This window comes from Burkholderia sp. Se-20373, assembly GCF_017104705.1.
GTDB lineage: Bacteria > Pseudomonadota > Gammaproteobacteria > Burkholderiales > Burkholderiaceae > Burkholderia.
Genome location: NZ_JAAGPH010000022.1, coordinates 43220 through 57934 on the forward strand (window position 1 = coordinate 43220; position 14715 = coordinate 57934).

The 14715-nt window shown below is 68.3% G+C and carries 11 protein-coding genes; 6 read left to right on the top strand and 5 right to left on the bottom strand.

Features of this window, described 5'->3' with window-relative positions:
* Positions 1-11 precede the first annotated feature (11 nt).
* From G3N96_RS10685 to dctA, 3 genes are all read left to right on the top strand, one after another.
* Positions 12-1193 (top strand): fumarylacetoacetate hydrolase family protein, encoded by a 1182-nt coding sequence (locus G3N96_RS10685; protein WP_206137168.1) that lies wholly within the window; start codon positions 12-14, stop codon positions 1191-1193.
* Positions 1194-1369: 176 nt separating this feature from the next.
* A complete protein-coding gene (locus tag G3N96_RS10690; RefSeq protein ID WP_206137190.1) occupies positions 1370-2293 on the top strand; it encodes a LysR family transcriptional regulator in 924 nt (307 codons plus the stop codon).
* Between the two features lie 34 nt (positions 2294-2327).
* Entirely contained in the window at positions 2328-3668 is a 1341-nt protein-coding gene (dctA, locus tag G3N96_RS10695) for a C4-dicarboxylate transporter DctA (RefSeq protein ID WP_206137169.1), read from the top strand.
* Between the two features lie 24 nt (positions 3669-3692).
* On the opposite strand, the gene G3N96_RS10700 is transcribed toward dctA, so the two are convergent.
* Both G3N96_RS10700 and G3N96_RS10705 read right to left on the bottom strand, forming a co-directional pair.
* Positions 3693-4475, bottom strand: a complete 783-nt coding sequence (locus G3N96_RS10700) for a substrate-binding domain-containing protein (RefSeq protein WP_124579567.1) — start codon at positions 4473-4475, stop codon at positions 3693-3695.
* Between the two features lie 67 nt (positions 4476-4542).
* Positions 4543-5838, bottom strand: a complete 1296-nt coding sequence (locus tag G3N96_RS10705) for an MFS transporter (protein ID WP_206137170.1) — start codon at positions 5836-5838, stop codon at positions 4543-4545.
* A gap of 366 nt (positions 5839-6204) precedes the next feature.
* On the opposite strand from G3N96_RS10705, the gene G3N96_RS10710 reads away from it, so the two are divergent.
* The 3 genes from G3N96_RS10710 to G3N96_RS10720 all read left to right on the top strand — a co-directional run bounded on the left by G3N96_RS10710 (position 6205) and on the right by G3N96_RS10720 (position 11597).
* Entirely contained in the window at positions 6205-7725 is a 1521-nt protein-coding gene (locus G3N96_RS10710; RefSeq protein WP_206137171.1) for a sensor domain-containing diguanylate cyclase, read from the top strand.
* A gap of 138 nt (positions 7726-7863) precedes the next feature.
* Entirely contained in the window at positions 7864-9450 is a 1587-nt protein-coding gene (locus G3N96_RS10715) for a methyl-accepting chemotaxis protein (RefSeq protein WP_206137172.1), read from the top strand.
* Between the two features lie 185 nt (positions 9451-9635).
* Positions 9636-11597, top strand: coding sequence for a phosphatase PAP2 family protein (locus G3N96_RS10720; protein WP_206137173.1), 1962 nt, complete (start codon positions 9636-9638; stop codon positions 11595-11597).
* Between the two features lie 88 nt (positions 11598-11685).
* On the opposite strand, the gene G3N96_RS10725 is transcribed toward G3N96_RS10720, so the two are convergent.
* Genes G3N96_RS10725 through G3N96_RS10735 form a run of 3 tightly spaced genes read right to left on the bottom strand, consistent with a single transcriptional unit; the run spans position 11686 to position 14710 of the window.
* Positions 11686-11967 (bottom strand): hypothetical protein, encoded by a 282-nt coding sequence (locus tag G3N96_RS10725; RefSeq protein WP_206137174.1) that lies wholly within the window; start codon positions 11965-11967, stop codon positions 11686-11688.
* 56 nt (positions 11968-12023) lie between these two features.
* The gene (locus G3N96_RS10730) at positions 12024-13547 is read right to left on the bottom strand and encodes an altronate dehydratase family protein (RefSeq protein ID WP_206137175.1); all 1524 of its coding nucleotides are present in this window, start codon (positions 13545-13547) and stop codon (positions 12024-12026) included.
* Positions 13544-14710, bottom strand: coding sequence for a mannitol dehydrogenase family protein (locus G3N96_RS10735; RefSeq protein WP_206137191.1), 1167 nt, complete (start codon positions 14708-14710; stop codon positions 13544-13546). Before G3N96_RS10735 ends, G3N96_RS10730 begins: the two co-directional genes overlap by 4 nt.
* Between the last annotated feature and the right edge of the window lie 5 nt (positions 14711-14715).

The following is a 14715-nucleotide window of genomic DNA, read 5'->3' on the forward strand; positions in this document are numbered from 1 at the left end:
CCGAGCTGACCATGCGTACTCTTTCCGTTTCCGACTGCCTGCCGCACGACCTGGCGCAAGCGCTGCTGATCGGCCGTGTGTGGCGGCACGACGGCGCCCATGCGGGCCCGAGCGTCGTTGCCGTGCGCGACGGCGAGGTGATCGACATCACGCGCACCGTACCGACCACCGCGGACCTGTTCGACCGCCCCGACGCCGCCGCCCTCGCGCGCACGACGCCCGGCGAATCGCTCGGCCGCGTCGAGCCGCTGCTGCAGGCGGCGCTGGATGGCGCGCCCGGGGCCACGCACCTGCTCGCACCGTGCGACGTGCAGGCCATCAAGGCCTGCGGCGTGACCTTCGCCGTCAGCCTGATCGAGCGCGTGATCGAGGAACAGGCCGGCGGCGACCCCGTGAAAGCGGCGGACGTGCGCGCGACCATCGCGGCCACCATCGGCACCGATCTGTCGAAGATCGTGCCGGGCTCGGACGCCGCGCTGCGGCTGAAGGCGGAACTCGAGCGCCGCGGCGCGTGGTCGCAATACATGGAAGTCGGCATCGGCCCCGATGCCGAGGTGTTCTCGAAGGCGCAGCCGATGTCGGCGGTGGGCTTCGGCGCGGACGTGGGGCTGCTGCCGGTATCGGTCTGGAACAACCCCGAACCGGAGATCGTGCTCGCGGTTGCCAGCGACGGCCGGCCGGTGGGCGCGACGCTCGGCAACGACGTAAACCTGCGCGACATCGAAGGCCGCTCGGCGCTGCTGCTCGGCAAATGCAAGGACAACAACGGCTCGTGCGCAATCGGCCCGTTCGTGCGGCTGTTCGACGACGGCTTCACGCTGGACGATGTCCGGCAGGCCAGCGTGTCGCTGCGCGTCGAAGGCGCGGACGACGGCTTCGTCCTCGACGGCATCAGCCACATGCGCGAGATCAGCCGCGACCCGCTCGACCTCGTCGCGCAGACCTGCGGCGCACATCACCAGTATCCGGACGGCTTCATGCTGTTCCTCGGCACGATGTTTTCGCCGATCCAGGACCGCGACGCGCCCGGCGGCGGATTCACGCATCACCTGGGTGACCGCGTCACGATCTCCACGCCGGCGCTCGGCGCACTCGTCAACACCGTGCGGCTGTGCACCGAGATCGCGCCGTGGACCTTCGGCGTGCGCGCGCTGTATGCGAACCTGGCCGCACGCGGCCTGCTTGCACCGTAACGCCCGGGGCCGCGACGCCCCCATCGACATCGACGCGCGGCGGATCGACGGCCAGGCCGCACGCTCACGCACGCACGCGGTCGCGATCAAGGGTGGCGCGGATGCGTGCCGCGCCGATGCGGCCGCCCGGCGAAATCATGCAAAATACGCCCCATCTGAGATGCGGAGACGCGCCCGTGGGGATCAACTTCGACTTGAACGACTTGCAGGCGTTTCGCGCGGTCGTGGAAACGGGCAGCTTCCGAAAGGCCGCGGAATCGGTCAGCATTTCCCAGCCCGCGTTGAGCCGCCGGATCGACAAGCTCGAGGAAGCGCTCGGCGTGCGCCTGTTCGAGCGCACCACGCGTCGCGTCGCGCTCACCACGGTCGGCCGCGTGTTCGCGCAGAGCGCCGAACAGCTGCTCGACGATCTCGACGCGGCGCTGCTCGGCATTCGCGACGTGTCGTCGAGCCGCCTCGGCCATGTGACCATCGCGTGCGTGCCCTCGGTCGCCTACTACTTTCTGCCGGCCATCATCGCGCGCTATCATCGGCGCTTTCCGCGCATCCGGGTCAAGCTGCTGGACGCGAGCGCGAACGAGGTGCTGGGCGCCGTCATCAGCGGCGAGGCCGATTTCGGCGTGAGCTTCATGGGCAGCCAGGAAGCCGAGATCGAGTTCAAGATGCTGCTCCAGGAGCGGTTCGTCGCCGCGTGCCGCCGCGATCATCCGCTCGCGCGCAAGAAGCGCGTCACCTGGAACGAACTGTACGAGCACGATTACGTGTCGGTGGACAAGACTTCCGGGAACCGCCTGTTGCTCGACCAGGCGCTGGCCGCCGTGGCGCCGCGTGGGCCGAGCGTGTGCGAAGCGCGCCACGTGACGACCCTGCTCGGCTTGATCGAGGCGGGGCTCGGCGTCGCCGCGGTGCCCTCGATGGCTATGCCCGGGCACGACCACCCCATTCTCACGAGCGTGCCGCTCGTCGAGCCGGTCGTCAAACGGCGCGTAGGCATCGTCAAGCGGCGCGGACGGCCGCTCACGCCGGCCGCCGAAGCCTTTCACCGGATGATCGTCGACGCGAAGCGTGATGGCATCGCAAGCACCGATGCCTCGGCGTGACAACAACACAAGCGACACGAAGGAAGACCGTTCCGTGAGGTTGGCCAGGCTGCTCAAATCGCTTTACGTGCAGGTTCTGCTCGCGATGCTGCTCGGCGTGACCGTCGGTCACGTATGGCCGGCCGCAGGCGCGATGCTCAAACCCCTCAGCGACGCGTTCGTCGGCCTCGTGCGGATGACCATCGCGCCGATCGTCTTTTGCACGATCGTCTCGGGCATCACGTCACTGGCGAACGGGAAAGCCATCGGCCGCACGATCGTTCGGGCGCTGGCGCTCTTCTATCTGCTGACCGCCGTCGCGCTCGCCGTCGGGCTCGTCATCGCGTTCGTGCTGCGCCCCGGCGCCGGCCTGCACATCGACGTTCACCATCTCGATGCGAGCATCCTCGCGCAGTACGCGAAGGACGCACAGCCGCGCGGGCTCGTGGCATTCGGGCTGAGCGTGATCCCCGAGACGATGCTCGGCGCGTTCCAGCAAGGCGAGGTGTTGCCGGTGCTGCTGCTGTCGCTGCTGTTCGGCTTCTCGCTGAATGCGCACCGGCGGGCCGGCCAGCCCGTGCTTGCGCTGATCGACGGGGTCGCCCAGGTGGTCTTTCGCGCGCTCGCGATGATCATGCGGCTCGCCCCGCTCGGTGCGTTCGGCGCGATGGCCTTCACGGTGGGTCGCTTCGGGATCGGTTCGGTCGGCTCGCTCGCGAAGCTGGTGGTGTCCTTCTATGCGGCCTGCGCGCTGTTCGTCGCGCTGGTGCTCGCGCCGCTCGCGCGCCTGCACGGCTTCGCGCTGTGGCGGCTGTTGCGCTACCTGCGCGAAGAGTTGCTCATCGTCCTCGCGACGTCGTCGTCGGAGCCCGTGCTGCCGCGCCTGATCGTCAAGCTGGAATCGCTCGGGTGCGACAAGGGCGTCGTGGGGCTCGTGCTGCCGGCGGGTTATTCGTTCAATCTGGACGGCACCGCGATCTATCTGACGCTCGCGGCCTTGTTCATCGCGCAGGCATGCGACGTGCCCCTTTCCGCGTCGCAGATCGCCGTGATGCTCGCCGTGATGCTGCTCACGTCGAAGGGCGCGGCCGGTGTTTCCGGCAGCGGGCTGGTGGCGCTGGTCGCCACGCTCGCCGTCATGCGCGACCTGCCCGTCGCCGGCGTGGCACTGCTGGTCGGCATCGATCGCTTCATGTCCGAGGCGCGTGCGCTGACGAGCGTGATCAGCAATGCGTGCGCGGTGATCTTCGTGTCGATGTGGGAACGCGCATGCGATCGCACGCGCCTTGTGCAGCGGCTCGCTGCCGGGGGGCCGGTCGCCCCGAACGGGGTCGATGCGGACCGTGCCGCCACGAAGGCCGGCGGCAAGGGTGACGGCGACGGGAAGGCGGTCTGACGCCAACCTTCCCGTCGATCAGGCTCAATGAGCGGAGACGGAATCCAGCCCGGTCGATTTCACGTCGGCCTGCACGTCGGGCGACGCAAGATAGTCGAGCAGCGCCTTCGCTTCCGCCGGATGCTGCGCGCCGACGGGGATGCCGGCCGCGAAGCGCGTGACCGACTGCAGCGATTCGGGGATCTTGCCGACGAAGGTCGCCCCCTTGACCGGCAGCAGCTCGCTCACCTGCTGGAAGCCGATCTCGTAGTCGCCGTTCGCGACGACCGATGCCACCGGAATCCGCGGAATCATCTTCGCCTTCGACTTCACCTCGTCCTCGATGCCGAGCTTCCTGAACAACTCGCGTTCGATATACACGCCGCTCGCGCTGTCCGAGTAGGCGATCGACTTCGCGTGCAGCAGCGCCTGCTTGAGACCTTCGGGGGAACCGACGTCGGGTTTTGCCGAGCCGTCGCGCACGACCGCGCCGATGCGCGAGTCGGCCAGTTCGACGCGCGATCCGGGGATGACCTTGCCCTGCTTGATCAGGTCGTCCAGCGCATAGCCGACCATGATGACTACGTCGGCGGGCTCGCCGCGCGCGAGCCGGTTCGGAATCGCCTCGGGCGACTTGCCCATCGACGGGCCGAGCGCGGTAGCGAGCGTGTTACCCGTCGTGGCGGCAAACCGGGGGCCCAGCAGCTTGTAGGCGGCGGTGAAGCCGCCCGAGCTCATCACGTGCAGTTCGGCGGCCTGCACGTTGGCGGCCACTGCCGTGGCCAGGACGAGCGCGGCCGCGCAAAATTTCGGGAGCAGGTTTCTCATGATCATGGTCGTGGTCGTGGTCGTGCGGATTCGTCTGTGTTGGCAAGCATTCCGGATGGACCGGGCATCAATGCGCCGGCGTCAGCGTCGCCGTGCGGCGACGATAGAGCGCGAACGTCGCAAGCAGCGCACACACCGCGGCAAAGCTCATCCAGTAGCCCGGTGCGGCCTTGTCGCCCGTCGCATGAATGAGCGCGGTCGAGATCGCGGGCGTGAAGCCGCCGAACACGGCCGTCGCGAGGCTGTACGCGAGCGAGAAGCCCGCGACGCGCACCTGCACCGGCATCACTTCCGTGAGCGCGACGACCATCGCACCGTTATAGATCCCGTACATGAACGAGAGCCACAGGAGGACGAGCAGCATGTTGACGAACGACGGCGCGTGAGCAAGCAACGACAGCGCCGGGTAGGCGGTCACGACGGTGAGCACCGTCATGCCGACCAGCAGCGGCCGGCGGCCGATCCGGTCGGACAGCGCGCCGCCGATCGGCAGCCACACGAAGTTCGACACGCCGACGCAGAGCGTCACGAGCAGGCTGTCGGCGGTGCTCAGGTGCAGCACCGTCTTGCCGAAGGTCGGCGCGTAGACCGTGATCAGATAGAAGCTCGTGGTGGTCATCGCGACCAGCATCATGCCGGCTACCACGACGCCCCAGTTCTGCACCAGCGTCCCGAACACTTCCTTCATGCCCGGGCGATGCTTGCGCGCCTTGAATTCCTGGGTTTCCTCGAGGTTACGGCGCAGCATGAAGATGAACGGCACGATCATGCAGCCGACGAAGAACGGCACGCGCCATCCCCATGCGGCGATGGCCGACGCGCTCAACCATTGATTGAGTGCAAAGCCCAGGCCCGCCGCGACGACGATCGCGACCTGCTGGCTGGCGGATTGCCAGCTCGTGAAAAAGCCCTTGCGGCCAGGCGTCGCCAGTTCGGCGAGATACACCGAGACGCCGCCCAGTTCCGCGCCGGCGGAGAAGCCCTGCAGCAGGCGCCCGAGCAGCACGAGCGCGGGCGCCAGCAGGCCGATCGTCGCATAGCCCGGCACGAACGCGATCAGGATGGTGCCGCTCGCCATGATGGACAGCGTGACGATCAGGCCCTTGCGGCGGCCGACGTCGTCGATGTACGCGCCCAGCACGATGGCGCCCAGCGGCCGCATCAGGAAGCCGGCGCCGAACACGGCGAAGGTCATCATCAGCGACGCGAACTCGCTTTGCGCGGGAAAGAAAACGTTGGCGATCTGCGTGGCGTAGAAGCCGAACAGGAAGAAGTCGAACTGCTCGAGAAAATTCCCGGCGGTGACGCGGAAAACCGCAGCGGCCTTCGAACGGGCGTTCGGAAGGCTGGACGAGGGGTGCATCGGGTGTCTCCTGAAAATCCGGAAATAGGCGGGAGGGGTGGATCGATTGTCGTTTTCCGGCATGTTCGCTCGTCGCCGGGCAAACGATAAGTGCAATTTTTGGAAGGATTGATGTCGATGGGTTATCAATCGACGTACCGGCGGCGCGTGTCGCCGCGCATCGTTTCGTTCCGCGTGCGGCGAACGCCCGATGCAGGGCTTGACAGGAACAGCCGGGCGGCCTCGCACACGTTTGCGCTCCCGTGTGCGATCGCTCGCGCCCACGGGCGCGCCCTGCAGGGCCTCGATTTTCTGTTAACCGTGCCGTTAACCCAGGTTTGACCCGCGCCGGCCCCACTGCCGCCGGCATCCCACACGAGCACGAGCATGGCCGCAACCACCTCGATCGAGAAAATCGCCGACTGGGCCGGACGCAACCATCTTGTCGTCGGCGCATTGGGCACGTTGATGTCGCTGGCGGCGCTCGGGATCAGCGCGGCGACCCTGTGGATCGGGCGCAGCGAAGTGATCGACCACGCCCACGAGACGTCGCGCAACGTCGCCGCCGTGCTGGTGAGCCAGATCGCGCGCACCGTCGAAACGTCGAACAACGCGCTGGTCGCGCTCGCGTCCGATCTCGGCAAGCCCGCGGTGCGGCGCATGGATGCCGGGCTGCGGCATGACCTGCTGTTCGAGCGCACCGCCGCGCAATACGTGACCGGCATGGGCGTGACCGACCGGCACGGCCAGTTGATCGACGGCTGCTGCGGCACGACCCATCGTTGGGATTTCAGCGATCGCGACTACTTCAAGGTCCATCGCGATGCCGACAACGTCGGCCTCTACGTGTCCGAGGCCTATCGCGCGCGCTCGCGCGGCGGCAAGGAATCGATCGCGCTGTCGCGGCGCATCGACCGGCCGGACCATACGTTCAACGGCATCGCGGTGGTCGCCCTCGACATTGCCTATTTCGAGCAGCTCCTGTCCGGTCTCGATGTCGGGCCGAACGGGGTCAGCGCGATCCTGCGCGCGGACGGCACGATCCTCGCGAGAAATCCGTCGTTGAACGACAACCAGATGAACCACCTGCGCCGCTCGAAAGCCTTCGACCGGATGGTGCACAGCGAATCGGGCTTCTACCCCGCGCGTTCGACCATCGACGGCACCATGCGGCTGTATACGTACCAGCGTGTGCCGGGCACGCCGCTGATCGCCGTCGTCGCGCCGGCCGAGCGCGACGTGCTGGCGAGCATCACGCGCCTGTCGTGGACGGTCGGCGTATCCGCCACCGTGATCAGCGCACTCTTCTGCGCGGTGGTCTGGCTGCTCGCGTTTGCGCTGCGGGACAACCTGCGCAAGCAGACGCTGCTCATGGACCTCACCCGGACCGATCCGCTGACGGGCCTGTGCAACCGCCGCGCGCTCGATATCGCGCTGGGCGACGAATGGGAACGACTGCAGCGGGGCAGCAACGGCAGCTTGTCGATCCTGTTCATCGATGCCGACCACTTCAAGCAGTACAACGACCGGCACGGCCATGCGATGGGCGACACGGCACTGCGTTTTCTCGCCGAATGCATCCGCGCCCACACGCGACGGCGCGGCGATCTCGCCGCGCGCTACGGCGGCGAGGAGTTCGTCGCGGTGCTGCCGGATACGGACGAAAGCGGTGCCGCGCAGGTCGCGGAGGCGATTCGCCGCGAAGTCGAACGCAACCGGCTCGACGGGTTCGCGGAAACCGTGCCGGCCTTCACCGTCAGCATCGGCTGCGCGACCGGCCATCGCGCACGCCCCCCGTCCGTGCACGCGCTGTCGCATCAGGCGGACATGGCGCTTTACCGTGCGAAGCGCGAAGGCAGGAATCGCGTGTGTTGCGCGGAAATCGAGCAACACGTTCGCGTGGCTTGACCGGGCACGGGTCGGGTCTGCTTTTTTTCGGCGGCCGGCGACCCGCAAACGATTGCGTAATACGCCAGTCCTCAATTGTTCATGCACCGTTCCGATAATAAGGAAAACTACTCGATCTCAATGCACTGGACTTCTCACATGAATGATCAACGATTAACGGTTCGCACGAAGCTGACCCTGGCTTTCAGCCTCCTGACGTGCATGGTTCTGCTCGTCTCCATTCTCGGCGTCGTCTCGCTCGGCAATGCGAACGCGGCATTCGAAAATTACGTCAACGGCACCAACACCCGCGCAACCCTGGCGGACAAGGTCCGCGTCGCGGTCGACCGGCGCGCGATCGCCGCCCGCAACCAGGTGCTTGCGACCGCGCCACGCGACGCGGACCTCGAGAAGGAAGCGGCGCTGCAGGCCGACCGCGAGGTCGGCGCGCTGCTCGGCGAACTGACGAATGCGGTCCGCGAGGGGAGCGGCGCATCCGACAAGTCCCGCGAACTGGTCCGGCAAATCGGCGCGGTCGAAGCGCAGTACGGCCCCGTGGCGCGCGCCATCGTCGACGCGGCGGCGAACAACCGCCGGGATCAAGCCATCACGATGATCAACGAACAGTGTCGGCCGCTGCTGGCCAGGCTCGTCGCCGCCACCGACGCCTATGCGACGTACGCCCGCACGCGGGGCGCGCAACGCGTGACGGAATCGGCCGACCGCTATGCATCGCGACGACTGATGCTGATCGTCATGTGTATCGCGGCGGCAGCCGCCGCCGCGATCCTGGGCGTCTTCATCACCCGCGGGCTGCTGCGCGCGCTCGGCACGGAGCCTGCCGCGCTCAGCGACATCGCGCGCCGTATCGCGGCCGGCGATCTTGGCATGGAATCGTCGACCGGTGCCGCGCCGGCCGGCAGCGTACTGGCTTCCATGCGCGACATGCAGGCGAACCTGACCCGCCTGATCTCGGAAGTCCGCATGGCATCCGGCAATGTCGCGACCGGCGCCGGCGAAATCGCGTCCGGCAACCAGGACCTCTCCTCCCGCACGGAACAGCAGGCCGCCTCGTTGCAGGAGACCGCATCGAGCATGGAGCAACTGACCTCCACCGTGCGCCTGAACGCCGACAATGCGCAGCAGGCGAGCGGGCTGGCCAACAACGCATCGGAAGTCGCCCAGCGCGGCAGCACGGCAGTCGGCCTGATGGTCGACACGATGACGGACATCAGCGCCAGCTCCGCCAAGATCGCCGAGATCACCGCGATCATCGAAGGGATCGCCTTCCAGACCAACATCCTCGCGCTCAACGCGGCCGTGGAGGCCGCCCGCGCCGGCGAACAGGGCCGCGGCTTTGCCGTGGTGGCCAGCGAAGTCCGCAGTCTCGCGCAGCGCTCGTCGAGCGCCGCGAAGGAAATTCGCGAGCTGATCTCGGAATCGGTCCGGAAAATCCAGGACGGCTCGCAGATCGCGAACAACGCGGGCGAGACGATGACCCAGGTCACGCATGCGATTACGCGCGTAACCGACATCATGGGCGAGATCGCGGCCGCGTCGAACGAGCAGAGCCGCGGCATCGAGCAGGTCAATCTGGCCATGACGCAAATGGATGAAGTCACCCAGCAGAACGCGGCGCTCGTCGAACAGGCCGCCGCCGCATCGAAGTCGCTCGAGGAACAGGGCGGCCGGCTTGCCGAGGCGGTATCGCTGTTCCGGCTCGACACGCGGGCGGGCGGCGCATAGCCTCCCGCCGCGCGCGTGCCCTCGATGGACGCATCGAATCCGGCGCCCGACATGCTCAGCATTCGGAATTAACCAGATAGTGGGAATTCGCGCGCATTGAATCCGACGCGAAACAAATCCGTAACGGCCGCGTAACGATTCATCACCACAATTCGCCATCTTCGACCATCAGGATGGAGTCTTGCATGTTTGCGTCACGAAGCCGTTTCCCGCTGCACGTCGCAGCCTTGTCGAGTGCGATCGTGCTGGCTGCCTGCGGCGGCGGCGATGATGTCGCGTCGACCAGCACCCTGGCGGCGGCCGTTCCCGCGCCGCCCGCCGACCCCGGCTTCGTCGACAGCGCACCGCTCCCGAGCGTGCCCGCGTTCGTCGACACCATCGCGACCAACCAGCGTGGCGACGCACGCTATGCGACGCTGTCGACCAATGCCGCGGTGCGCGTGGTGAGCCGTTTCCTCGATCTCTGGCAACCGGCGACGATGCTGGTCGACGCGGGCGTGAGCGCGCCGGCAAATGGCGCGTTCCCGGCGATCTCGCCGTCGACCTGCTCCGGGCTGCCGAACAGCGGCGTGTCGTGCGGCACGATCCTGAACGATGCGGTGCTGTCGGCCAACGTGCAGTACGTGGTCAACGCAACGACCGCCCGCACGCCGCAGCAGGCCGATGCCGCGTACTACGACGACCGGCGCGGCAAGGGATACAGCGTGACCGACGGCATGGGCCCGCTCACCGCCGCGTGGCGCACCGCGGCCCAGCAGACGACCAGCATCACCAGCGTGCCCGCCGATGCGACGACCGTGCTGTACAACGACTCGGGCAACAACGTCGGCGTCGGCAGCAGCAGCGGCAACGCCAGCTTCGGGAAGGTCGTCGACCTGCTCAACGAGATGGGCAACAACGCGTCGACCGAACCGTCGAAGCGCTTCTTCAAATATGCGCGCCCGTACCGCTGGAGCACGAGCGTGGTGGTCGCGCCGACGCTCGTGCCGGCGGAAAGCGCGACGCCCGCGACCGACGGCGGCTTCATCAGCGGCCACACGGCCGAGGCCGTGCGCGATGCGACGACGATGGCGTGGCTCGTGCCCGAGCGCTTCCAGGAAATGGTCAGCCGCGGCCTCGAACTGGGCGAGAACCGGATCCTCGCCGGCATGCACTCGCCGCTCGACGTGATCGGCGGCCGCATGCTCGCGCTGGCCGTCAGCGCGGCGAACCTGACCGCGTACGCCAATGACGCGCAGGCCGCGTACACGCAAGCCCACCAGACGCTGCAACAACTGACGGGGACGAGCGCCACGACGTTCTCCGCCTTTGCCCACTCCGGCACGACGACGACCGACCGGTTCGCCGACTACACGACGAACAAGGCCGCGTTCCTGCGCCGCATGACGTTCGGCTTCGGCGCGTTCGAATCGACGGACGCGCCGCCGGTCGTGCCGAAGGGCGCGGAGATCCTGCTGCAGACGCGCTTCCCGTACCTGAGCGCCGACCAGCGGCGCGTCGTGCTGAAGACGACCGAACTGCCGTCCGGCTATCCGGTCATGGACGATGCGGAAGGCTGGGGCCGCCTGAACCTGTTCGCGGCCGCCGACGGCTACGGCGCGTTCAACGGCAACGTGGTCGTGTCGATGGATGCGTCGCAGGGCGGGCTCAATGCGGCCGACCTGTGGCGCAACGACGTCGCGGGCGCCGGCAAGCTGACGCTGCAAGGCAGCGGCACGCTGACGCTGGCGGGCAACAACCGCTACACGGGCGGCACGCAGGTGAGCGGCGGCACGCTCGCGGCCGCGTCGGCGACGGCGTTCGGCAACGGCGACGTGTACGTCGGCTCGGGCGGCGGCGTGAAGATCGCGGCCAACGCACCGGTGACGATCGCGACCCGCTATACGCAGCTCGACAACACGACGCTCGAACTCGACATCGACGGCAACGGCGGCGGCCGCCTGCGCGTGGGCGGCCCGCTCACCGTCACGGGCGGCACGCTGCGCGTGAAATTCGTGAACGGCTACACGCCGAAGGCCGGCGACACCATCGCGCTGATCGACGGCGCGGCGGCCGCCGCGAAGTTCGCGACGGTGACGGTCGACGGGTTCAAGGCCACGCCGGTTTATACCGCGACGGGTGTGTCGGTCACGCTGTCGGCGGCGTAGCACGCAGCGGGCGTCGATCCTGGTAGCGAGGCCGCACGAGGGCGGCTTGGGCTTGGGCTTGGGCTTGGGCTTGGGCTTGGGCTTGGGTTCACGCGAAGCTGGCGGGCACCGCCGTGCCGGCTTCGCCCGACGGGCAAGACCGCGTACCGAAGCGTCGCTGCAACTCGATGATCGTGGGCAGGTTGAAATCGTGAACATCCGGCGTGGCGCCGCCCTGTCGCCGGTTCACCTCGACACAGAGTTGCAGCGCACGCGCCCGCGTCTCGGCGAGCAAGCGCAGCGCCTCGCCGAGCAGGCCCTTCTCCAGTTCCGACAGCTGATCGCCGCGGCCGGCTTCGCCGGTCGCCGGCTTGCGCATGATGGTTTCCATCGCAAGATCTCCTTCCCAGTCCGATTGCGCGGGGCGGCCATGGACCGCGTCGCGCGTCACATGATCGCGCCGCGCAGCCAGGGCACGAATTCGCGGTCGCCGATACCGTTCTCCTCGCTTCGCGACGGCCGCCCGGACGCGACGTCGAGCATCAGCCGGAACAGCCGCTCGCCCGCTTCGCCGACCGAGAGCGAACCGGCGACGATCCCACCGCTGTCGAAATCCATGTCCGATCGCATCCGCTCGAACAGGCCGGTCGTCGTTGCGATCTTGATCGTCGGCACCGGCTTCGAGCCGAACACCGAACCGCGGCCCGTCGTGAAGCACACGAGATTCGCGCCGCCGGCGATCTGCCCGGTGGCCGACACCGGGTCGTAACCCGGCGTATCCATGAACACGAGCCCGGCTTGCCGCACCGGCTCCGCATAATCGTAGACCGCGCGCAGCGGCGAGCGGCCGCCCTTCGACACCGCGCCGAGCGACTTCTCGAGAATCGTCGTGATGCCGCCGGCGAGGTTGCCGGGCGACGGGTTGTTGTTCATTTCGCCGCCGTTGTCGGCAACGTAGCGCGCCCACCACTGCAACCGGCCGAGCAAACGCCCGGCCACGTCGCGCGAGGCCGCCCGCGCGATCAGCAGGTGCTCGGCGCCATAGATCTCGGGCGTCTCGGACAGGATCGCGGTGCCGCCGTTGCGGACCAGCAGATCGACGGCCGCGCCGAGCGCCGGGTTCGCGGTGATGCCCGAGTAGCCGTCGGATCCGCCGCATTGCAGGCCGACCGTCAGCCGCGAGGCCGGCACGGCGCTGCGACGCGCGCCGTCGGCCGCCTCCACCAGTTCGCACACGATCGACACGCCTTTGGCCACGGTGTCGCGCACGCCGCCCTCGTCCTGGATCACCAGCGTGCGCACGGTGCCCGGCGCCGCCGCGTCGAGCCGTTGCGCGAGCGCGCCGACCTGGTTGACCTCGCAGCCGAGGCCGACGAGCAGCACGCCGGCGAAATTCGGGTTGCGCGCATAGCCGACGAGCGTGCGCCGCAGCAGTTCGATGCCGTCCCCGGTTGCCGACATGCCGCAGCCGCTCTGATGGGTGATCGCGACGACGCCGTCGACCTGGCCGAATGCATCGAGCGCGCCGTGCCGGTACGCATCGGCGATCGCATGACACACGCTCGCCGAACAGTTGACGCTGGCGATCACGCCGACGTAGTTGCGGGTCCCCACGCTGCCGTCGGGCCGCACGAAGCCGTCGAAGGTATCGCGGCGATCCGTCTCGACCTCATGCGCGTCGCCGACCGGCGCGCCGTCATGCGCATGCCGCTCGGGCATCCCGACGTTGTGCACGTGCACGTGCTCGCCCGCGGCGATGTCGCGCAGCGCGACGCCGATCGGCTGCCCGCATTTGACGATCGCGCTGCCGCGCGCGATCGGCGCGGTGGCGACCTTGTGGCCGGCCGGTATCGCGTCCGCCGGCCGCAGCGGTGCGCCGTGCACGTCGATCGGCACGTCCGGCGCCAGCGCGTCGAGTGCGACGGCGACGTTGTCGTTGCCGTGAAGGATCACGATTGCCGGTTGCTTCACGATGCCTCTCTCCCTGTCATTGCGATGCCGGCTGCCCGTTCATGGCGAGCGACGAGTTGCCGCAACCGCGGTTGTTCGGCCTGCAGCGCGAGCGAATCCGCGAGCGCGAGCAGCGGCGCGATCCGCCGCGCCACCTTCTCGCGATGGTTGACCGCGATATCGGCGAGGCGATGCGCGAGAAACGGATTGAGCAAGCGCTCGCGCACGCTGTCGACGTAGCGTTCGGCCGTTTCGCGCAAGCCCAGCGCCACGAATACCGGCGCGACTTCCTCGCGCCACACGGCTTCGAGCCCATCGCGCAGTCGCGCATCGTTCATCGCGTCCAGCACCGTTTCCGCTGCGTCGCGCCCGGCCGCGAGCCACTGCTCCGCGAGCCAGCTATGCCCGAGATTGAGGAAGAACAGCTTCAGGCGCTCGTGGCTGCGCAAATCGTCGGTGACGTCGATCTGCGCGTGCTCGCACGGCAGCGTCATGCCGGCACGCCGTTCGATCGCCCACAGCGCATACGGCTCCGCGATCGCGCCGACCGGATGCAGCGGCTCGGACACGATGCGGTCGACGAGCGAGTTGACCCAGGTGCAGCGGTTACCCAGATAGTCGGCGAACGCGTCGGGCAGCCGCCACTGGCGCGCGAGGCCCAGCACGATGTCGCGCAGCGTGTCGCCGTTGTTCGTCACCAGTTCGCACGGCAGGACGGAAATGCCGTCCTCGGGCCGCACCTGCCAGCGCGCATGCAGCAGCGCGAGCAGCTTCGCCGGAAAGCCGTGCGGTGCGTGCTCCGGGTGGGCCAGCAGGTTCGCGGCGTCGCGCGGATCGGCGCGATAGCCTGCGTCGCCGGTATTCGACACGATGACGCGCACCGTCTCGATCGCGGCGCCGCGTATGTCCCCCCAGTCGCGCTCGGCGTCCCACGCGCGCTGCACGGCGCGGCACTCGACGACCTCGTCGACCACGCCGCCGCGCTCGCGCCCGCGAATCCGCACCGGATAGCGGCCGGTGGCGCGCAACGCGTCGATGCGGGCGCGGCTGGCCGGATTGCCGGTCGTCTGCACGATGCCGATGCCGCCGATCGCCTCCTCCGCGTCCAGCGCCTCGGAGACGAACAGGTCGACGTGCGCGAGCAGGAAGCGGCTCGTGCCGAACTGCAGGATCGGCGGCGTCACCATGT